The organism is Enorma phocaeensis (genome assembly GCF_900186505.1).
GTDB classification, from domain to species: domain Bacteria; phylum Actinomycetota; class Coriobacteriia; order Coriobacteriales; family Coriobacteriaceae; genus Enorma; species Enorma phocaeensis.
In genome coordinates this window covers 484,044-503,518 of record NZ_LT891969.1, presented here as the reverse complement: position 1 = coordinate 503,518, position 19,475 = coordinate 484,044, and the positions used below count along the sequence as shown (strand labels likewise).

At 58.6% G+C, this 19,475-nt stretch carries 19 protein-coding genes and 1 tRNA gene; 2 read left to right on the top strand and 18 right to left on the bottom strand.

Annotation, left to right across the window (positions count from 1 at the left end; translation table 11 throughout):
- Nucleotides 1-502: 502 nt before the first annotated feature.
- Complete coding sequence (locus C1717_RS05205) at nt 503-1,369, bottom strand: DegV family protein (RefSeq protein ID WP_102372136.1); 867 nt, start codon at nt 1,367-1,369, stop codon at nt 503-505.
- Nucleotides 1,370-1,532: 163 nt separating this feature from the next.
- Between C1717_RS05205 and C1717_RS05200 the strand changes: the two genes are divergently transcribed.
- Nucleotides 1,533-2,171, top strand: coding sequence for a DUF1836 domain-containing protein (locus C1717_RS05200; protein ID WP_245859485.1), 639 nt, complete (start codon nt 1,533-1,535; stop codon nt 2,169-2,171).
- A gap of 104 nt (nt 2,172-2,275) precedes the next feature.
- Here the strand turns inward: C1717_RS05200 and C1717_RS05195 are convergent, their stop codons facing one another.
- Nucleotides 2,276-3,685, bottom strand: coding sequence for a Sapep family Mn(2+)-dependent dipeptidase (locus C1717_RS05195; RefSeq protein ID WP_180965844.1), 1,410 nt, complete (start codon nt 3,683-3,685; stop codon nt 2,276-2,278).
- A 348-nt stretch (nt 3,686-4,033) separates the two neighbouring features.
- On the opposite strand from C1717_RS05195, the gene C1717_RS05190 reads away from it, so the two are divergent.
- Entirely contained in the window at nt 4,034-5,152 is a 1,119-nt protein-coding gene (locus C1717_RS05190) for an IS1249 family transposase (RefSeq protein WP_102371851.1), read from the top strand.
- Between the two features lie 126 nt (nt 5,153-5,278).
- Here the strand turns inward: C1717_RS05190 and C1717_RS05185 are convergent, their stop codons facing one another.
- The 16 genes from C1717_RS05185 to C1717_RS05110 all read right to left on the bottom strand — a co-directional run bounded on the left by C1717_RS05185 (nt 5,279) and on the right by C1717_RS05110 (nt 19,475).
- A complete protein-coding gene (locus tag C1717_RS05185) occupies nt 5,279-6,481 on the bottom strand; it encodes a C40 family peptidase (protein WP_245859483.1) in 1,203 nt (400 codons plus the stop codon).
- Nucleotides 6,482-6,627: 146 nt separating this feature from the next.
- Entirely contained in the window at nt 6,628-7,161 is a 534-nt protein-coding gene (locus tag C1717_RS05180; RefSeq protein WP_102372134.1) for an adenine phosphoribosyltransferase, read from the bottom strand.
- Between the two features lie 10 nt (nt 7,162-7,171).
- Nucleotides 7,172-8,041 (bottom strand): transcriptional regulator FtsR, encoded by an 870-nt coding sequence (gene ftsR, locus C1717_RS05175; protein ID WP_102372133.1) that lies wholly within the window; start codon nt 8,039-8,041, stop codon nt 7,172-7,174.
- A 2-nt stretch (nt 8,042-8,043) separates the two neighbouring features.
- Nucleotides 8,044-8,451, bottom strand: a complete 408-nt coding sequence (locus C1717_RS05170) for an FHA domain-containing protein (protein WP_102372132.1) — start codon at nt 8,449-8,451, stop codon at nt 8,044-8,046.
- Between the two features lie 83 nt (nt 8,452-8,534).
- Nucleotides 8,535-9,260 carry a CDP-alcohol phosphatidyltransferase family protein gene (locus C1717_RS05165; RefSeq protein ID WP_102372131.1) on the bottom strand — a complete coding sequence of 242 codons (726 nt, stop codon included), beginning with the start codon at nt 9,258-9,260 and terminating at the stop codon, nt 8,535-8,537.
- A gap of 128 nt (nt 9,261-9,388) precedes the next feature.
- Nucleotides 9,389-9,465, bottom strand: a tRNA-Pro gene (locus C1717_RS05160).
- A 114-nt stretch (nt 9,466-9,579) separates the two neighbouring features.
- The gene (gene coaBC / locus C1717_RS05155) at nt 9,580-10,782 is read right to left on the bottom strand and encodes a bifunctional phosphopantothenoylcysteine decarboxylase/phosphopantothenate--cysteine ligase CoaBC (protein ID WP_102372130.1); all 1,203 of its coding nucleotides are present in this window, start codon (nt 10,780-10,782) and stop codon (nt 9,580-9,582) included.
- Between the two features lie 2 nt (nt 10,783-10,784).
- Nucleotides 10,785-11,495: a zinc ribbon domain-containing protein gene (locus C1717_RS05150; RefSeq protein ID WP_102372129.1), complete on the bottom strand. Its 711-nt coding sequence runs from the start codon at nt 11,493-11,495 to the stop codon at nt 10,785-10,787.
- Nucleotides 11,496-12,305 carry a Nif3-like dinuclear metal center hexameric protein gene (locus C1717_RS05145; protein WP_245859481.1) on the bottom strand — a complete coding sequence of 270 codons (810 nt, stop codon included), beginning with the start codon at nt 12,303-12,305 and terminating at the stop codon, nt 11,496-11,498.
- Entirely contained in the window at nt 12,302-13,480 is a 1,179-nt protein-coding gene (locus tag C1717_RS05140) for a cysteine desulfurase family protein (RefSeq protein ID WP_102372128.1), read from the bottom strand. The genes C1717_RS05145 and C1717_RS05140 overlap by 4 nt, the downstream gene beginning before the upstream one ends.
- Nucleotides 13,477-14,160, bottom strand: coding sequence for a ribulose-phosphate 3-epimerase (gene rpe / locus C1717_RS05135; RefSeq protein WP_102372127.1), 684 nt, complete (start codon nt 14,158-14,160; stop codon nt 13,477-13,479). Before rpe ends, C1717_RS05140 begins: the two co-directional genes overlap by 4 nt.
- Nucleotides 14,161-14,175: 15 nt before the next feature.
- Entirely contained in the window at nt 14,176-15,192 is a 1,017-nt protein-coding gene (locus C1717_RS05130) for an NAD(P)H-dependent glycerol-3-phosphate dehydrogenase (RefSeq protein ID WP_102372126.1), read from the bottom strand.
- Nucleotides 15,193-15,855, bottom strand: a complete 663-nt coding sequence (plsY, locus tag C1717_RS05125; RefSeq protein ID WP_102372125.1) for a glycerol-3-phosphate 1-O-acyltransferase PlsY — start codon at nt 15,853-15,855, stop codon at nt 15,193-15,195.
- 1 nt (nt 15,856) lies between these two features.
- Nucleotides 15,857-17,194, bottom strand: a complete 1,338-nt coding sequence (gene der, locus C1717_RS05120; RefSeq protein WP_102372124.1) for a ribosome biogenesis GTPase Der — start codon at nt 17,192-17,194, stop codon at nt 15,857-15,859.
- Between the two features lie 23 nt (nt 17,195-17,217).
- Nucleotides 17,218-18,633, bottom strand: a complete 1,416-nt coding sequence (locus tag C1717_RS05115) for a DUF512 domain-containing protein (protein WP_102372123.1) — start codon at nt 18,631-18,633, stop codon at nt 17,218-17,220.
- Nucleotides 18,630-19,475: a 4-hydroxy-3-methylbut-2-enyl diphosphate reductase gene (locus tag C1717_RS05110; RefSeq protein WP_102372326.1), complete on the bottom strand. Its 846-nt coding sequence runs from the start codon at nt 19,473-19,475 to the stop codon at nt 18,630-18,632. Before C1717_RS05110 ends, C1717_RS05115 begins: the two co-directional genes overlap by 4 nt.

The window sequence follows — 19,475 nt, the reverse complement described above, 5'->3', positions numbered from 1 at the left end:
GCGGGTTCTAAGGATAGATGAAATGCTCAATATGGTCGAAGAAGCATGTATGAAAGACGATCGTTAGGTCGATATCATTCTGTTTATATTCTTCCTGGGCATGCGTAAGGCTTATATGATTGAATCGACAAGCCGCTCGTGAATGATCGCAGTGACCTTCAATTGATGCAAAGATCTTTATACAGTCTCTAGCATTTGTAAGAACCGCAGTGTTGATGATTCTGATTCACGATCGGATCTTTGAGAAAACCAAATTGAATCTGAAGAAATGCAAGCGCAGTAGAATATAACCTGAAGAGAGGCCCAAATTGGCTGGCTATGGGTGCTTCATTGCGGATCTAGTGTCAGATGACACTCGTCTACAAGTAAATTCTTCCTACTGTTCTTGTTGTTCAGGATAATATATCTTATGTAAAGTTGAGTTGTACATAGATAATAAGAATGAGAGGGCCTGAAGACCCTCTCATATTCACGCGATATCTTGATTGTATAGACGCTCGCCCTATGCTTGCGGGCTTGCGACCCCCCAACCATATCCAATGATAAGACCGTCTGTTTCTGCATAGTATGAGCAAAGGCCTCCGCAGGGCAAGCATAGGATCTCAGCCGATGGCCACTTTTCAGAGATCTTTGAAGCCAACGCCTGTGCACTGGTCTCGTTGAAGGCGTGATCGATAAAGACCGGACCTCCGTTGTATCCTTGACTCTCCATCATGGAAATGATCTTCGAGAAAATCTTTTTTTGGCTACGCGACGGACCAAGGACCTTGATGGTCCCCTCATCGCTAGCGATGCCCAAGATCCTGATGCTGAGCTTATTCGCGAGCATTCCCGCCATTTTTGGCATACGGCCCGACTTCGTTAGGTTCTCATATGAGCAAAGAGAGAACATCACGGTTGAGGACTGCTCAACATCGGTGATATATGCTGTTGCTTGGTTAAACGTCGCATCTGGATTAGCAGTTAGGTACCGATCTAATAGATAAACCAGCAGTTCCAGCTTACCTCCTGCAGCACGCGAGTTTACGATGAAGATATTGCGCGGGCCCTCTTCTAGAACAAGCTCGCGTGCCATTACCGCAGCTTCGTAGCTTCCTGATAGATTTGCCGAGATGGTGATCGCGATAACATTGTCTGCGGTCCGGAACAGTTCCGCCCACTCCCCTACGCTTGGACAAGCGCTAGAGCTTGCAGCCTCCTCCTCAGCGACTCGACGATTGAGCTCGGCTACATCCAGATGCTCGTTATCGATGAACTCCTCACCACCCACGTTGATCTTCAGAGGTGCAAAGAGGTATTTTGTATCAGCAGCCTGAGGCGTATAACCACGGAGATTGCAACTGGAATCTGCTACGATTGCCCAACTCATGGCAGGGTCCTTTCGACCGGATGACGACAATTAGATTATAGAGTTATGTTATCTAAAATGTGCAAGAACATAGTATCCTAAACAAGATGACATAGCTCTAAAATCTAACTTAGTTGATTCCGAGAATCCTGCACTGAGCGGCGAATCGTAATGAGGAGTTCTTATGAGCACGTCGAAGGCCGTAATCCCGATGTCGAGCAATGCTCCCGAGATCACTCAAGATGATATAGCTCCGACCATCTTGCCTGATGCATATCTTCAGTCCAATCTTGCGCAGTTGCTTGCTTCGTTCCACATGCCGCGCTATCAGGACCTTCCATCAGTGGAGCTCTATCGCGACCAAGTAATCGGAACGGTCGAGCAGGTGTTGCATCCACTTGATGATTGCGCCGACGGAGACTGGCTGACACCTTCCATGGTGAACAACTATGTAAAGCTTGGTCTGATCGCTCCTCCTCATAAGAAGCTCTATGGACGCGAGCAGATTGCCCGGCTCATAGTCATCTGCGTATTCAAGCAGGTGCTATCCATCCATGCGATCTCTTCGCTATTTCACATTCAGCGTGTAACGTATACTGCTGAAACCGCATATGATTACGTAGCGCGTGAACTCGAAGGAGCGGTGCGTGGAGCATTTTCGAATGAAGCCTCCCCTGCCCCTGATTCCGCTTCGCTAGTCACCCGGGAATCGTTGCTGGTTCGTAATGCTGTGATAGCCTTTTCCGCAAAAGCCTACCTTATGGGCTACCTCAAGTACATTGGTTATGATGAGCATGATGAGGGCGATCGCCGTAAAGGTTAGAGCCTAGATTCCAGCGTTTTAGAAGTAGAGCCCCCATCGTTGATGGGGGCTCATTGCCTGTTGTTTACAAAACCGCTGGCAATCTGAATTCAGAACGGTGAGGGCTAGTAATCGATCTCCATGATCTCCTTGATAGCGAGAATGTAGCACTTCAGGCTTAGCTTCAATGCGTACTCAGAGATGCCTTCGTTATCTCCGTGCATACCGCCAACCCAGTCAGGATCTTTGCGCCAGGGCATCTCGACACCAAAGGCTGCTCCGTTCTTGAATTCACGGCAATAGGTTCCACCTCCGAGAGTGTAGGCCTTACGGTTCTCACCGGTGAGATCGTTATAAACCTTGGTCAGCCTTTGGACTTCCTGGCCGTTGGGGTCGATCCAGAACGGAACCGTGTCGCTGTCGGTCTCATAGGTGGCACCGAATTGAGCAGCGGTCTCCGAAAGCGCCTTCTCGAATTGCTCGCAGCTGAATGTCGTCGGATACCTGGAATCACATGATTGATGCAGGGTGCCGTCATCATCTTTCCAGGCAGTTCCGCCGATGATGGTAAGGGGTCCGAACAGATCATCCTCAGCTTTGACCCCGACGCCCTCTCCGGAGTAATCATCGATAAGCGTCTTCTGCAGGTTCAGGAATTGTCGTTCAGATTCAGAGACGAGGTCGTTATCGAGCATGTAGTCGACAAGCATGCCGATGGCATTCTTGGTCCCTTCGGGCTTTGCAGCATGACCGCCTTTGCCTTTGGCATCGATGCGGACGTTTCCATTCCCCTCATCGGTAAGGATGATGCCCTGACATGTTGGCAGCTTGGAAATATCGGCATTGACAACGACGAATGCATCCGAGGGAATCGCGTTCGGCGCCTCACCGGCATTCCAAGAAACGATCTTGCCATCTGAGATCGGTCCCGAAGTGAAGACGCCCTGGTATATGCCTTTCTCTCCTGCAGAGACAGGGTATTCGGCATCAGGGCTCATGATGAACGCAGGCTCTTCGAAATGCTCCTTGTAGTAGTAAACATCAAGGAATCCGGTCTCCTCGTTGCAGCCGAGGATGAAACGCAGCGTATACGGGAACTGATAACCCTGCTCATGCCAATACTTTGCAGCATAGGCGGAGACGACGAAGGGTCCCTTATCGTCTAGAGTGCCACGACCGATGAGATAGCCATCACGACGGGTCATCTTATGGGGGTCTTGAGACCAGCCGGGTCCGCAGGGAACGGTGTCGAGATGACCGATGATGCAGATCTTCTTATCGTCATTCTCGCCGGTGTAATCAGCTGTCCCGACATAACCCTCGTGATTAGCCGCCTTCATTCCCATGCGCTCGCACATTTCAAGACCCGCTTCAAGCGCCTTCAAGGGGCCGGGGCCATAGGGCATACCTTCACCTGCATGATCGAGGTCCTCTTGACTGGGAATGTTCACAAGCTTCTCGATATCCTTGACTACATCTTCCCAGTTATCCTCAACCCACTGGTCGATATGCTCCAGGGTCTTCGAGTCCGCCATAGCCATCCTTTCCTCGCGGGCGTACACCTCCCTAGCATTATTACCCACCTGTATGCATAAGTCCTATTACCTGATGCACGGAACCATCCACGGTAGGATAGCTACCGTTTGCCTGATCATGATTGGTGAATAAACTAGAGACAGGGCACTTCTTTTTTACGGCTTATAGGACAAAAAGTGTGTCCGAATCATGGGCATCGACGCAGGTCGATGCCCCTTTTTCACGCGCTTAAATCTCCAGGGGGAATTTAACCACTCGGACAGAAAGTGTGTCCGGATTCGCTCCTGTCCCGCAGGTAGATGACTGAAAATCAGGCCGTTAAAACCCCGATTACCGAGGAGCTGGGGATGAAGGCGGTCAGGTGCCCCTCTTGCGGGGCGAAGATGAAGAGGAACGGGAAGACGAGCGCGGGCGCGCAGAGGTGGAGGTGCGGGGCGTGCGGCGCCTCGACCACGGTCTCCTACGACGACGCGGCGGCGAGGCTCGACGAGTTCCTGGCATGGCTGCTCTCGAAGGCGACGCAGGCGGACATGCCCGGGCAGGGGCGCACGTTCAGGAGGCTCGCCGCGGGCTTCTGGCCGATCTGGCCCATGCCGGAGCCCACGGGCGAGGTGCGCCGCGTTCTCTTCGTCGACGGCATCTGGCTCGCCCGCGACCTCGTCGTGCTGATCGCCTACGACGGCGAGCACGTGGTCTCGTGGTACATGGCGCAGGCGGAGGCATCGAGGGCGTGGGAGGCGCTGATGGCGCCCATCCCGGCCCCGGACGTGGTGGTGTGCGACGGCGGGACGGGCTTCGAGAAGGCGAGGCGCCGCGCATGGCCGCGCACGAGGGTCCAGAGGTGCCTCTTCCACGCGTTCTCGCAGGTGAGGCGCTATACGACGACGAGGCCGAGGCTCCAGGCGGGCAGGGAGCTCTACGCGCTGTCAATCGAGCTCATGCACCTCGACACCCTCCGCCAGGCCGACTGGTGGGTCGAGCGCTACCTGCAGTGGTGCGGGTTCTGGGCCGACTTCCTCGAGGACGTCTCCTACGTCGACGGCCGGCGCCAGTTCACCCACGAGAGGCTCAGGAAGGCGAGGTCGTCGCTCTCGAGGCTCGTGAGCGCCGGCACGCTGTTCACCTACCTGGACCCCGCGCTCACGGCGGAGGGGCCGCTGCCGCGCACCAACAACCCGATCGAGGGCGGCGTCAACGCGCAGCTCAGGGAAGTCCTGCGCAACCACCGCGGGCTGTCGCTCATGCGGCGCGTGAAGGCGGTCTTCTGGTGGTGCTACATGCACACCGAGGGCCCGAGGCCGGCGAGGGAGATCCTTCGCTCCATGCCCACCGACGACGACATCGACCTCCTGTACAGGACCTACTCGGCGTCGCCCAAGCGCGAGGACGGCGGGCCGGAGTGGGGCGACCGGGCCGTCTGGGAGGAGCTGCACCACAAGAACCCGTACCCCTTCTGGCTGGATTAGGACACGTGTTCTATCGAGACACACTTTTTGTCCTATAAGCCTTTTTTACTCGTCCAACTGCTGTGGCCCTCGATAAAAAAGCCCGCTCTTAAGCGGGCCTTAAAAGTGCATGAATTGAAACATCAGCTATACGTTACCGCCGCCATAGGGTTGGCCGCATTCATAGATACCACCGTATCCAGCAGGGCGTCCCTGACGCCAAGCGCCGTAAACCTGGCCGTTACCGACGTAAAACGCAACATGACCGCTATAGAAGACAAGGTCACCGTACTGGAGCTCGCTGACGTTTGTGGTCCAACGTCCATTTTGCTTAACCCAGGCTGCCTGGGCTCCGGCAGTACGCGGAATGCTGGTGTAGCCAAGCTGGGTGTAGGCATAGTAGACAAGACCGGAGCAATCGAAACCGCCCTCGGCAACGCTCTCGCCGCCATAGACATAAGGCATGCCGATCTGTCCGAGCGCGATTGACAATGCGCTGCCGCCAACGCTGGAGGTGCCGCCGCCGGATTGGTTGCCGGAATCCTGATTCTCGTCGTCCTGTCCGGAGTTGCCGGGATTGGAGGGCGTTGCAGGCTGATCGTCGGCTTCCTCTTCATGCGAATCGTTCGCGTTCTCGACCGTTTGGCCGCGAAGCGAATTCTCGTCCTCGGCATCCTCGGCAGATTGGATTCCCGCAGCGAGCGCAGCGTTCTCGGCAGCCTCGGCTTCGAGTTGGGCGCGAACTTCGGCGGAAAGAGAGCTCACGAGAGCTTGGGCGGATTCTTGGTTTTCTGCGGCAGCATCGACCCTGCTTTGAAGGTCATCGATCATCTCTTGCTCGTTTTGCTGCTGCTCAATTAGCTGGTCCTGAAGGGTTCGTACCTCTTCGATGGCCTCCGCTTGCGCTTCAGAGACCTTATCGATATAGAACACGCGCGAAATGAGGTCATCGAAATCAGAGGAACCCAAGATGACTTCGAGAATCTGGTCGCCACCGTTTTTATATTCGCTGGCGACGTTCTCTGCGAGGACGCTCTGAGCCTGCTCGAGATCGATCTGGGTCTGTTCGATCTCGCCCTTCGTCACTTCAAGATCATTTGAAGCAGTTTGAAGTTCGCTCTGAAGGTTTTGGTATTCTGCGCCAATGCGCTCGAGCTCACTTTTGGCATCTGCAAGCTCGGATTCCAGGTCTGCATATGCAGGAACGGCAGGAATTGCCGCGAAGATAAGTGAAGCGGAAAGCGTAGCCGCGATTGAGATTCGTGCACAAGCGTGACCGAATTCGCTCATCAGCATGGCATCAACCTCCGTGGGGTCTAGACAACAGTTGCCATTATAGTCGGTTGCCATGCAAGTCGTTCTTTGAACGGCATGATTCGAGGTAACCTACAGAACCCTTTCACTAGGTCTACAAAGCTCAGCGGCCCCGTTTACACGAGGCCGCCGTAGGAAATGACAGTTATAGGTGACGGATGGTTAAGGCGAAAGCTGGCAGGTTACGATACCTGCACCAAGCTGAAGACGTCGTGGTCACCGTGTTCGACGAGCTTCTTGCGTGGTTCGAGGAATGAAAGCTCCATGACGCATCCGTAGCCAACGAGGGTGGCGCCCATGCGCTCGACTAGGGAGCCGGTCGCGGCGATGGTGCCGCCCGTTGCGATGAGGTCATCGATCACGATAACGCGGTCCTCTGGCGTCAGGGCATCTGCGTGGATCTCTAGCGTATCGCTGCCATATTCCAGGTCATAGCTGATAGATATCGTCTTGCGAGGCAGCTTCCCGGGCTTCCGTGCGGGGATGAAGCCAGCTCCGAGCTCGAGCGCAACGGGCACGCCTACCATGAAGCCTCGGGCTTCAGGACCGATGACCTTGGTGACCCCTTGATCTCGGAAATGGTCGGCGATTGCATCGATGGCAGCTCGCATAGCCTTAGCATCTGCGAAGAGGGGCGTGATGTCCTTGAAGACGACTCCGGGCTCTGGATAATCGGGAATATCAGCGATGTAGGAGCTGAAATCGAAATCTGCCATGGTTCCTCCCCTAGTTGCTTGCACGCCTGCGGCTTGCTCGACGAGTTGTACTCGCGCTACTGGCTGCATTCTTTGAACCGCTCTGTTCGTCATCTTGTTGGGATCGAGCCCGCTTCGCTTCTGCGCGGGAGATCTCGTCATCGATGGAATCTACATCGGCGTCCTTGACCACGGCGTTGAGAGATTCGAATACACGATTCTTAAGCAGCGCGGTATGAACCCCATCGGTAAGGTCGTGGAGCTTGTTGAACGCCCGTTCGAGCTTAGCATTGCGGTCCTCGTCGCTATCGTCCATGCCGAGCATTCCAATAAGCACCTGTTCGAACATGGTGGATTCGCGATTTGCCGAAAGAGCGTACTGGCGCAGGTTGCGCGGTTCGATATGGAAACGTGAAAGCTCCGAGCAGTATCGGATGATCTCGAACTCGCTGCCGTCTACCAGCTCGCGGTTCTTAGGGCTCTTGATGATGTGAACGAGGTCGTTTTGCGCGAGCGAGCGAACGAAGGAGATGCTCACACCCAGAAGATCGGGAATATCCTCGAGCGGATGCAGCTTCTGCTTGGTTTCCTTGGGCTGGGTCTTCATGGGCACATCGGAAAGCAGCCCGACCTCATACGCCAAGGTCCTCAAATCATCGGCGCTTTCGAGCCTTTGCTTGATGACGTTCAATGGCATGTAGCGCGTCTTTTGCAGATGCAGGATAACCTCGAGACGCTCGACATCATCCATGGAGTACTGTCGATACCCCTTTGGCGTGCGATGTGGAGTTATGAGCCCCTCGTCCTCGAGGAAGCGGATCTTAGAGTTGGATAAATCCGGATACGTGCCGCGAAGAAGGTTGACGACCTGGCCGATACTCAGATAGCTGCGCTCAGCCAAACCTACTCACCAGTCTCTATGCGCTCCGGCTGGCTTTCATGATAAACGAGGGTGAAGGTGCCGATTTGGACCGAGGAGCCATCATGCAAGGCGGAAGATGTGACGATCGCCCCATCGACCCATGTGCCGTTGAGCGAACCCAAATCCTCGATGACGACGTTAGAAGCATCACGCACGATCTTCGCGTGAGCGCGCGAGACGGTCATGTCGTTGAGGAAGATGGCGTTCGCAGGATCTCGACCGATGGTGGTCTCCGGGCCATTCAGCTGGAAGGTATTGCCCGTTTGGGGCCCTTTAATGATCGAAAGCACCGGGTTCGTGATGCGGGCGCTCTTCATGAGGTCGGGCGCTGTAGCATCATCGGTGGGCATACGGAATACTCGGGTGGATTCGATCATCGGGTCTGACATGTGAACCCCCATCTGTCAATCTTGAACGTAGCGTAAACGTCTGGTTCTGTGGCTATTCTACCGCAGGAAGGAACTTCGTGCTCCTACTCTCGTGTTGCATCGTCACAATCCACGATTTCAGGGTTGAAAAAGTCCTCTTCCTCTTCTTCCGGGTGTTCGATGGCGTGCTTGCAGGCTCGATAACCCTTTACGGTATACACCACGGCGGTTATGAGGGAGAACGCCACGCCAAGGTAGACCAGAAGAATGCCCATGGGCACCTCGCGTCCATCGAGGCCTGGGAAGATCGCGCTGTACTCCCCGAGCCAACCAAGCCCCTGTACAAGGGGGAGCCCGAGCAGCATGAAGGAGAATCCCGTCATGAGCAGCGCTGTTGCGGCCTTGCCGGTGAGCACGACATCGATCGGACGCTTATGGTACCGGTGCACGATGGAATTGCCGATAGCAAGATACACATCTCGGAAAATGATGACCAGGCAGACCCAGACCGGCAGCTCCCCTCGGGCAACAAGACCGATGACCCCGGTGAAGAGCAACGCGCGGTCCACTACCGGATCCATCATTTTGCCAAGCCAGCTGACGGTGTGCGTGCGACGTGCGATCTGCCCATCAAGCCAGTCGGTACTTGCAGCGACGGCATAGATGACCAATGCCACATAGCGGTTCACGTCGGCTACGAAAAGGTAGAGGAATACAAAGGTGAGTACCAAGCGGAGTGCGGTGATGAAATTTGAAATGGTGAATACTTTGTTCGAGGGGTAATCGGGGGTGCCAATGAGATCTTTGGCTACCCTCTGCTTCCGTCTCACGATGGCACCTAACTCTTCCTAACGATTTCACGCACTTGTTGCATGATACCCATGGATGGCATGTCTAGCCAGATGGCTTCACAAGCTATGAAAAAAGGCACCGGCAAAAACCGGTGCCTCGATCCTTCTGGTCGGGACGACTGGATTCGAACCAGCGACCCCTTGACCCCCAGTCAAGTGCGCTACCAAGCTGCGCCACGTCCCGAAGCATTGCCGCCTCATCTGACAGCAAAAGATACTTTACTCAACTCTCACTCGAAGCGCAAGCCCCAAAATCAAAAATGCCGATGCGTTTCGTAGATAGGCGCGATCGGACGGATCATTTGCTCATAAGGCGCAGAGCGCGAAGCAATATCTCGCGAGCAAGCTCGTCTTTGCTTAGTACGGGCAGCTCCTCGGCACCGGTGCGGGTTATCCACCAAGCCTTATCGGTATCGCTGCCAAAGCCTGAATCTGCACGGGAAACATCGTTGGCGACGATGGCGTCGCAGCCCTTGCGAGCAAGCTTGGCCTGACCGTAGCCAACAGCGTCTCCGGTCTCTGCGGCGAAACCGATAACGATGCGATCGCCCTTGCGCTCGGAAAGCGATGCGAGGATGTCGGCAGTCTGGATGAGCTCGATGGTATCGAGCTTGTCCAACCCCTTTTTGAGCTTGCGATTCGCAGGAGCCTTTGGAGTGTAGTCGGCGACAGCGGCGGCGCAGATGGCCATCGATGCGCCACCGAACGCTGCAACGGTCGCTTCAAGCATCTCGGCTGCGGTCTCGACCCTGACGACCTCGACTCCAGCGGGCACGGAAGCCTGACAAGGCCCAAGTACGAGCGCTACATCGGCTCCCATGCGTTGTGCGGCCCGGGCGAGGGCGCATCCCATCTTGCCCGAAGAGCGGTTGGCGATATAGCGCACGCTATCGATGGGCTCGTGCGTGGGACCTGCCGTGATGACGATCCGCTTACCTGTGAGCAGGTCGCTGGAATCGAGAACGGCAAAGGCGCGCTCGGCGATATCAGCTGGATCGGCGAGCCTGCCTTCAGCAACGTCTCCGCAAGCGAGATAGCCAACCCCTGGCGACACGATCTCGATGCCGCGTCGCATAAGCGTGGCGATGTTTTCTTGTGTGGCCGCGGCGCGCCACATGTTCACATTCATGGCAGGTGCGACGAGTATGGGCGCGGTGGTCGCAAGGAGCGTCGTCGAGATCAGGTCGTCAGCGATGCCGTTGGCCATCTTGGCGATGATGTTCGCGGTTCCAGGTGCTACAAGGACGATATCGGCTTCCTGCGCCAGGGAGATATGGTGTATGGGATCCGATGGGTCATCGAATAAGCCGACCGCAACCGGCTCGTGCGTGAGCGCGCGAAACGTGAGGGGGTCAACGAAGTGCGTTGCGTGCTCGCTCATAAGAACTTTCACGCGCAGCCCGCCCTTCTGAAGCAGACGAACAAGCTCGCAGGCCTTGTAAGCCGCAATGCACCCGGTAACGCAGACCAGAGCGCAGCGCCGAGTCGTATCCTCCGCCATCGCTAGTCCTCCTCGACGATGAGGATGCGGTGGCAGTACGGGCACTCGGTAAGCGCACCGGCTCGCTTGAGGTCGTTCAACGAGGACTCGGTAAGCGTCATGCGACAAATCGAGGGGATGGATCCTTGAAGGCGCTCGACGGCAAGCCCGTTATAGCGCTTGGAAGCCTCCTCATAACGCTGCTGAACGTCAGCAGGAAGGCCGGACAGAATCTTCTCGCGCGTCCTCGTGCATCGCTCGATGTCCTCTTGGATACCGGAAGCATGATCGCGGGCAGCCTGCGCGGCAGAAAGTATGGCTTTCTCGAGCTTAGCGATAAACGAAGACCCCTTCGCCTCGCGCTCGGAGATCACCTCAAGCTGGGACTGGTAGTCCTTGCGCTCGAAGGCGATCTTGTCCAGCTCTTTGGCAAGCCGTGAGAGTTCGTATTCGATATCCTGCACTTCGCTGTAATCCATGGCCGAAGCCGCGTGCTCCTGGGCGTGCTCGATGTCCTCCAAGCACAAGCGCTCTTCCTCATCGAGCTCGCCGAGATACGTCTCGAGGTCTTTGCGTCGGCCCGTTACGCGAAGCAGCTCATCCTTAGCGGCTGCGAGCGATTTGCGCTTCTGGGCAAGTGACTTGATCTCGGGAAGAGCGTTGAGCTCCGAGCGGTGCCTCACGAGTTCAAGATCGGTTTCCTGCAGCTTGAGAAGCAACTGTCCTTCGCCCATTCAGCGAACTCCTTCCAAGACGGTCCACCATTGACGCGGCGGATCGAAAATCGTCACATTCATATCCTCGCCGGCAATCTCGTGCGCAGCATCCGCAAGAACCTTGGTGAATGGCTGCTCCGAGGCATCATGGCCTAAGAGAATGATTCCCAAACCCCGTGCGGCGAGATCCTGGCATACATGATAGCCCGCCTCCCCGCATATGACTGCATCCGCCCCGCAAGCGAGGGCATGATCACCGAAATCACCAAGCGAGCCGCCAAGCATCGAAAGGCGTCTCACCGGCGAGCTCGGCCTGCCCCATACCCGTGGATCGGTATTGAAGGCGCGCGCCGCGCGTACGGCAAGGTCGCTCAGAGACAGCTCGACCGCCCCCGATACCATCCCGTATCCCTTGGCCTCGGCATCATCGGGATGCTCAAGCGAACCGGAGGTAGAGACCTCCAACATGCTGGCAAGAAGCTTTCGGGCCTCGATGGAGCGGTCGAGGTTCGTGTGAAGCGAGATGACGGTGACTTCCTCCTTGATCGCCTTGTAGAGCGTCTCGGAGCTCAAGGGATGGTTCTGGTCTGATCGAGGCACGAACGCGCTCGGCGCCTTGAGATAGACGGGGTGATGAGTGAGCAGCACGTTCGCCCCCGCACGCTGCGCAGCATCGATCGACTGAGGCGTCACATCGAGGCTTACGAGCACCCCGCGAACCCTGTCTGAAGGGTCACCGACAGAGAGGCCAATATGGTCCCACTCTTCCGCGTCCTCTGCAGGAAAGCGAGTGAGCAACGCCTCTAGAAGGTTATCGATGGTCATCATGCCCTCCCCTGGACCAAGCCTACGAGCTCTTGAGCGAAGCGGTCGAGCGATTGCGGGTCAACTCGGTCGTCGAAGGAGATCCTCAGCGAGCCAGATGCCTGCGATTGGGGAATCCCCATCGCGGTGAGCACGTGGCTCGCTTTCGCAGACCCGCTCGAACAGGCGGACCCAGCAGAAACGCAGAACCCAAGGCTATCGAGCTTGAGAATCAGGTCCTCCGATTCCCATCCGTCTACGAAGACCGACACGATGCCGGGCAGCCGATCGACGGAATTCGGATCGCCCATGGTCGCGTGGATGCGTCCGCTAGCGGTGAGTTTGAGATACAACGCATCCGCAAGCGCTTCCAGACGCTTGCGCTCCAAAGCCACATGCGGGGCCAGGGAACGCGCGACGGCAGCGAGAGCGACCGCGCTGCGCACGTCTTGCGTACCGGGCCTTCTGCCAGCCTCCTGCCCGCCTCCATGGGAGATGGCCATGAAGGGCGTTCCTTGCTTGAGGTAGATGGCGCCGCAGGAAACCGGAGCGCCGACCTTGTGACCGGCGAGCGAGAGGGCGTCGACCCCCAACGAGGAGACGTCGAAGGGGATGTGCAGGTACCCTTGGATCGCGTCGGTATGAAAGCATGCGCCAGAATCGTGAGCGAGCCTTGAGAGCTCGTCAATTGGCTGCACGACCCCCGTCTCGTTGTTGGCGAGCATGATGGAAACAAGTGCGACATCCTCGCGCAAGAGTTCGGCAAGCGACGAGGGGACCACCCTCCCCTGCCGGTCAGGTGCGACCACGTCGACAGAGAATCCGCGCCTATGGAACTCGGGTATGTTGTCCAAGATGGAATCATGCTCGATGGCGCTGACGATCACGCGCGTGCGATTATGGTCGCGCTGGCGCATCCCCTCTGCGATGCCCATCAGAGACCGAACGTTAGCCTCGGTCCCGCCAGCGGTGAGGATAACCTCGTGGGGCCTTACCGTGCGCCCGAGACTCCGCGCGATGGTGCGCCGGGAGCTTTCGAGCTCCTGCGCCGCAAGCCGCCCTAGCGAGTGGAGCGAGTTCGGGTTCGCACCCGCCAAAGGCGAGGCATCATAAGACGCCATTGCTTGAATAGCCTCATCCCTGAGCGGCGTGGATGCGGCGTAATCAAGGTTCACGAGCTCGTTGGCGCGAAGTCTCATCGAGCCGCACCAGACCGCATGGCCGATTGGGCGAGGCTGCGGAGGAGCTCGATCTCGGCGGCAGGATCATCTGCGCCAAAGACCGCAGAGCCGGCAACGAAGGTGTCCGCTCCAAGGGCGGCCACGCGCTCAATGTTCTTCGACGAGATGCCCCCGTCAACTTCGATGCTGGGATGATATCCCGATGCGTCGCAAAGGGAATTCAGGCGCTCGAGCTTAGCGTAGGTGCCTTCGATGAAGGACTGCCCGCCGAAGCCGGGGTTCACGCTCATGATGAGCACCATATCGAGCTCGGGCAGGATATCCTCGACAACCGAGACGGGAGTCGCGGGATTGAGCACCACGCCCGCCTGGGCGCCGCTATCCTTGATATGCATCACGGTTCGATGCAGATGCGTGGAGGCTTCCGCGTGCACGGTCACGATATCGGCTCCGGCATCGAGGTACCAATCGATGGTTTCATCGGGATTCGTCACCATCATGTGGACATCGAGCGGCACATCCGTGGAGCGCTTGCAGGCGGCGACGATCCCGGCTCCAAAGGTGAGGTTGCCGGTGAAGTGGCCGTCCATGACGTCGATGTGGATGAGGTCGGCCCCAGAGATGCGCTCGAGGTCGCGCGCCAGGTGGGCCATGTCGGCGGAAAGGATGGAAGGTGCGATGCGTGCATCGTGAGCCATGGGAGGGTCCTTTCTCTATGCGGTCTCGCCGTCGAGTCCGTAGAATTCCTCGGTTGGGAAGCGGTCGATGAGCATGTGGAGGGCATCCTCCATCGAGGCGCCGCCGTAGAGGGCGGCTTCGAGAGCGAAGGTGATCGGCGCGTCGACATTGAGCTTGCGGGCGAGCTGGGCCGTGCTCTTGGCGGCAACGGCGCCCTCGACGATCATGTGCGTGCGAGCTTGGTACTCATCAAGGCTCTCGCCATGGGCAAAGGAGACGCCGAACGTGCGGTTGCGCGAGTGCTCGGAGGTGCACGTGGCGATGAGGTCCCCCATGCCGGCAAGGCCCATGCACGTCATGGGACGCCCGCCGCAGGCGAACACGATGCGGCTGATCTCCGCTAGGCCGCGGGTCATGATGAGCGCGAGCGTGTTGTCGCCATAGCCCGCGCCCGCAGCGATGCCGCAGACGATGGCGATGACGTTCTTCACGGCGCCGCATGTCTCGATGCCGCACATGTCGTCAGAGGTGTAGATTCTGAACGTCGGCGAGATGAGGAGGTCCTTGAAGAACTCCGCGACCTCAGGCTTCTGCGCGGCGATGACGGCTGCGGACAGGCTGCCCGTGCAGATCTCCTCCGCGTGGTTAGGGCCGGAAAGGGCCGCCACGCGCTCCGCTCCGCCAAGCTCCTCGATAACGATATCGCTCATGAGCTTGCCCGTTTCGGCTTCGATGCCCTTCGTGAGGGTGAGGACGGGCACCCCTGCAGGCACCTCGGGCGCAGCATTGCGGAGGGTCGAGCGTATGAAGGGCGAGGGCACGACGACGATGATGCCCTCGCATCCCGAAAGCGCTGCTGCGAAGTCGCCTGTGCAGGTCACGTTGGCAGGAAGCGTGTAATCGGTGAGATAGAGGGGGTTTCGATGGTTGCGGTTGATACCATCCGGCACAGGGGCATCATGAGACCAGAGCACGACCTCGTCCGCCTTGGCGGCGGCGACGCCGGCGATGGCAGTTCCCCAGGAACCGGCTCCGATGACGGCGATCTTCATCTATGCCTCCTTCTTGGAACCAAATGAGAGCTTCGATTCTGTGCCGGCGCGCAGGCGGCCGATGTTGCCGCGATGGGCCCATACAACGGTCCATCCCAACAGCGCCCAGATGGCGATCGCCAAAGGATCGAGGGTCGGGAACGCGATGAACACCGTGAGCGGCACCAAGGCCGCCGTCACGATCGACCCGACCGAGACATAGCGCGTGATCGCGACGAGCACGATGAATATCGCAAGATGGATGAGGGCGAGGGGCCAGAAGAACCCAAAGAGGATTCCCACGCCGGTCGCGATGCCCTTGCCTCCGTTGAAGTGGAGATACGGAGAGAAGATATGGCCATACAGGCACGCGAGGGCAACGAGGGCGATGAGGACGTCGACGGGAATCCCTGGTGCCCAGGGTGCACCAAGGAGGACCTGCTTTGCGGAGATCACGCAGACCGTTCCCTTGAGCAGGTCGAAGGCGAGCGTGATCGCGGCGACCTTCGGTCCGGCTACGCGCAGGGCGTTCGTAGTGCCGATGTTGCCCGAACCCTCCTTCTGGAGGTCCTTATGGGCGAAGCGCTTGGCAAGGATCTTGCCGAAGGGGATCCCGCAGATGAGGTACGAGACGAGCATGAGGCCGATCTCGAGATAGATCGCCGTGTCCAAACCGTATTGCATGCTACTCCCCCGACTTCTGACCGTCGTTCTTGCGCTGGAACTTCAACCGTATGGGCGTACCGGCGAAGTCGAATTTCTCGCGCATGCGGTTCTCGATGTAGCGACGGTACGTGGGGTCAACCAGGTCCGGATGGTTCACGAAGAACGTGAAGGTCGGAGGGTTCACACCGGTTTGCGTCACGTAATGCATGCGCAGGCGACGCTTTCCGTCGACCACGGTGTGGCCGAACTCGCGGAGCTCGGTAAGGAACTTGTTGAGCGCCGAGGTGGTGAGCTTCTGGGCGCGCGTGGCCGCAGCCTTATCGACAAGGTCCCAGATCTTCTCGACCGAGCGGCCGGTAAGGGCAGAGATGCGCAGGTAGCGAGCCCACGGCGCCAAGGTCATGCGGCGATCGACGGTCTCCATGACCTTGGCGCGCGCCTCGTCGTCCGCAAGCAGGTCCCACTTGTTGAGCAGGATGACCAGCGCGCAGCCGCGCTCGATAGCAAGGTTCGCGACTTTCTGGTCCTGCTCGGTCATACCGATGCTCGAATCCACCACAAGCAGCGCGACGTCTGCGCGATCGATGGCTCTAAGGCCTCGGACCATCGAGTAGTACTCGACGTTTTCGTAAACCGTGCTCTTCTTGCGGATACCGGCCGTGTCGACAAGACGATAGCGCGCGCCGCCGCGTTCCACGTAGGTATCGATGGCGTCGCGGGTGGTGCCCGCGACATTGGACACGATCGAGCGATCCGAACCCAAAATCTTGTTGAAGAGCGAGGACTTGCCGGCATTGGGCCGTCCAATGATGGCTACGCCGAGCGCCTCGGGATAGGGTTCCTCGTCTTCCTGTTCATCCGGCAGGGCGGCCACGACTTCATCGAGGAGATCGCCCGTGCCATGACCATGATGGGCGGAGATGGGACGAGGGTCGCCTAGGCCCAGCGAGTAGAACTCCCAGAGCCGCTCCTGCTCGCGGTCCGGGTTATCAAGCTTGTTGACAAGTAGGAACAAGGGCTTCTTGACGCGCTTCAGCATGCGCGCGACCGATTCGTCCTCTTCCGTGACGCCAACGGAGCCGTCTACCACGAACAGCACGACATCGGCCTCCTCTGCAGCCGCGAGCGCTTGGTCGCGAATCGAAGCAGAGAAGACGTCGTCGCTCTTGAGCGGTTCGATGCCGCCCGTATCGACGAGGATGAAGTCGCGTCCGTTCCAATCGGCGTCGTGGTAGGAACGGTCACGCGTGACGCCGCGGCTTTCATGGACGATGGCATCCTGCGTCCGCGCTAAGCGGTTGACGAGCGTCGACTTACCGACGTTCGGCCTGCCGACGACGGCTACGATGGGTTTCATATGCGCTCCTTGAGCTGTAAGGACTATACGTTGTATGCAGCGAGGCCACGCTCGATGGCGTCTATGAGCGCTTCGGGCATGGTGGACGCGATGAAGACTCGGGCTCCACGATCCACAAGCTCGGCCTCGAGCTCATCTTGATGATAACCGTCCAGCGTGAGCCCGTCGGCGTTGAACATGACGTCCGGCACAAAGAGCATAACCCCATGGAGCTCGGCGGGCAGCTGCTCTAGAAGATCGCATCCGCATATGAGTCCGGTGACGTCGACGTTCCCTCCGAAGTAACGGTTCTCGACAGCGCAGACACGCCCGGGGATGTTCGCCAAGGAAACGAGCCGGGAAACCGTCTCCCGAGCAGCCGTACCGGATACGACGAGTACGGAGAGCGAGCGATCGCGAAGGGTCTGGGCGATATGGTCGAGACGGCCCCGCTCGCGCTCCACAAGGACGTCCGTCTCGTCAAGATAGCTTCTGATCATACCGATGCCGTCGTAGTACTGCGGATAGCCGTCGTAGTGCTCAACAGGCGGGACCTCGACGCGGGCGTCGAGGTAAAACTCATCCGACAGCTGCACCGTCGTGCTCCCGCGCTCGCTCCGGAAGCGTTCTTGGTAGGGTCGGACCTGATCTATGACGGCCTTTGCCGCTGCGGTATCATCGGAAAACGACGCAGCGAAGCGCTTCTGGAAGCGCGTATAGCCGAGTGGGACGATACCCAGGCTCGTGATGGCTGGACGCTCGGCGCACCAGGAGAGCGTGCGCTCGAGTTCCGCCCCGTCGTTCTCGCCGGGCAGCAAGACGATCTGCGCGTGGATCTCGATACCGGCATCGATAAGGCGTTCAAGCACCTCCATGCCCCGCTGGGCGTTGCGGCCCATAAGGCGCCTGCGCACCTCGGGCGAGACGGCATGGAGCGATACGTTCATAGGGCTCAAGCGGTGCGTGATGATGCGGTCGACATCGTCGTCGCTCAGATTGGTGAGGGTGACGAAGTTCCCCTGCAGGAAGCTCAGCCGATAGTCGTCATCGCGGATGTAGAGCGTCCGGCGCATGCGTGGCGGCAGCATGTGCATGAAGCAGAACGTGCAGGCGTTCACGCAGGTGCGCATCCCGTCGAATACGACGCCATCGAAGGAGATGCCCCAGTCCTCACCAGGGAGGCGCTCGAGCGTGCAGGTTGCGTCTGTCCCGTCGCGAGGATCGCGGACGACGAGCTCCACCTCGTCATCGGATGCTTCCCATAGCCAGGTGATCATGTCCGCAAGGGCCTCGCCATTGACGTGCGTGACGCGCATACCGGCTTCGATTCCCGCGTCGAATGCCGGCGAATCGACGCGAACCGCTGCAACAAGGGCGCCTATCTGAGCATCTGGCGCATGGGTTGCTGCGTAATCGGCTCGCTCGCGAGCATAGGGCGGCACATGCTGAACCGAGCTCATGCACCCAGCTCCTCGATGCGGTCGAGCGCGCGCTGGATGTGGCTTTGGGGTGTTGAGGCCCCGGCGGTGATGCCGCAGAGCTCGACGTTGCCGAACCATGAAGCGTCGATTTCGTTCGCGTCCTCGATATGATGTGTGTTGGAGCAGCGCGCACGGCAGATCTCTGCCAAGCGCCGAGTGTTGCCCGAGTTCTTCCCCCCGATGACGATGATGCAGCCGGCGCGCTCGGCAAGCTCGGCCGCAGCACGCTGACGCTCGCTCGTCGCCTCGCAGATCGTGTTCACGACCTTGAGCTCCTGCACGCGCGTCGAAAGCGCGGCAACGATCGCGGCGAGGCGATCGGCTGTCTGGGTGGTCTGCACCACCACGCCCACTCGCTTGGCAACCTCGATCTGGTCGAGATCGGACGGCTCGCCTACAACCCAAGCCTCTCCCCCGGCATGGCCGAGGATGCCCTCGACCTCGGGGTGGCCAGCCTCGCCGACCACGATGAGCTGATAGCCCTCCTGGATGAGGCGGGCAGCGGCATGGTGGACCTTTTTCACATATGGGCAGGTCGCATCCACGACGTTGAGGCCGCGTCCGCGAGCGTCTTCGATAACCTGGGGAACCACGCCGTGCGTACGCACGATGAGGGCTCCTGAGGCGACATCCTCGAGGCTCTCGGCAAGCTCGACACCTGCTTGAGTGAGCTCGTCGACAACAAGCGGGTTATGGATGAGCGGGCCGAGCGTATGCACGGGGCCCGTTGTCTCCCGGGCGGTGGAAGCGGCGAGCTTGAGCGCGCGTTCGACCCCGTAGCAAGCGCCTGCGTGCTCGGCGATGACGACATCCATTGGCAT

Excerpts from the sequence above, each read along its gene's own strand:
- C1717_RS05170 (WP_102372132.1), bottom strand. The coding sequence starts at position 8,451 with ATGTCAGACCCGATGATCGAATCCACCCGAGTATTCCGTATGCCCACC.
- coaBC (WP_102372130.1), bottom strand. The coding sequence starts at position 10,782 with ATGGCGGAGGATACGACTCGGCGCTGCGCTCTGGTCTGCGTTACCGGG.
- rpe (WP_102372127.1), bottom strand. The coding sequence starts at position 14,160 with ATGGCTCACGATGCACGCATCGCACCTTCCATCCTTTCCGCCGACATG.
- plsY (WP_102372125.1), bottom strand. The coding sequence starts at position 15,855 with ATGCAATACGGTTTGGACACGGCGATCTATCTCGAGATCGGCCTCATG.
- C1717_RS05115 (WP_102372123.1), bottom strand. The coding sequence starts at position 18,633 with ATGAGCTCGGTTCAGCATGTGCCGCCCTATGCTCGCGAGCGAGCCGAT.
- C1717_RS05205 (WP_102372136.1), bottom strand. The coding sequence starts at position 1,369 with ATGAGTTGGGCAATCGTAGCAGATTCCAGTTGCAATCTCCGTGGTTAT.
- C1717_RS05110 (WP_102372326.1), bottom strand. The coding sequence starts at position 19,475 with ATGCCAATGGATGTCGTCATCGCCGAGCACGCAGGCGCTTGCTACGGG.
- C1717_RS05200 (WP_245859485.1), top strand. The coding sequence starts at position 1,533 with ATGAGCACGTCGAAGGCCGTAATCCCGATGTCGAGCAATGCTCCCGAG.
- der (WP_102372124.1), bottom strand. The coding sequence starts at position 17,194 with ATGAAACCCATCGTAGCCGTCGTCGGCAGGCCGAACGTCGGTAAGTCG.
- C1717_RS05145 (WP_245859481.1), bottom strand. The coding sequence starts at position 12,305 with ATGATGACCATCGATAACCTTCTAGAGGCGTTGCTCACTCGCTTTCCT.
- C1717_RS05185 (WP_245859483.1), bottom strand. The coding sequence starts at position 6,481 with ATGGCAACCGACTATAATGGCAACTGTTGTCTAGACCCCACGGAGGTT.
- C1717_RS05180 (WP_102372134.1), bottom strand. The coding sequence starts at position 7,161 with ATGGCAGATTTCGATTTCAGCTCCTACATCGCTGATATTCCCGATTAT.
- C1717_RS05195 (WP_180965844.1), bottom strand. The coding sequence starts at position 3,685 with ATGGCGGACTCGAAGACCCTGGAGCATATCGACCAGTGGGTTGAGGAT.
- C1717_RS05190 (WP_102371851.1), top strand. The coding sequence starts at position 4,034 with ATGAAGGCGGTCAGGTGCCCCTCTTGCGGGGCGAAGATGAAGAGGAAC.
- C1717_RS05140 (WP_102372128.1), bottom strand. The coding sequence starts at position 13,480 with ATGAGACTTCGCGCCAACGAGCTCGTGAACCTTGATTACGCCGCATCC.
- C1717_RS05150 (WP_102372129.1), bottom strand. The coding sequence starts at position 11,495 with ATGGGCGAAGGACAGTTGCTTCTCAAGCTGCAGGAAACCGATCTTGAA.
- C1717_RS05130 (WP_102372126.1), bottom strand. The coding sequence starts at position 15,192 with ATGAAGATCGCCGTCATCGGAGCCGGTTCCTGGGGAACTGCCATCGCC.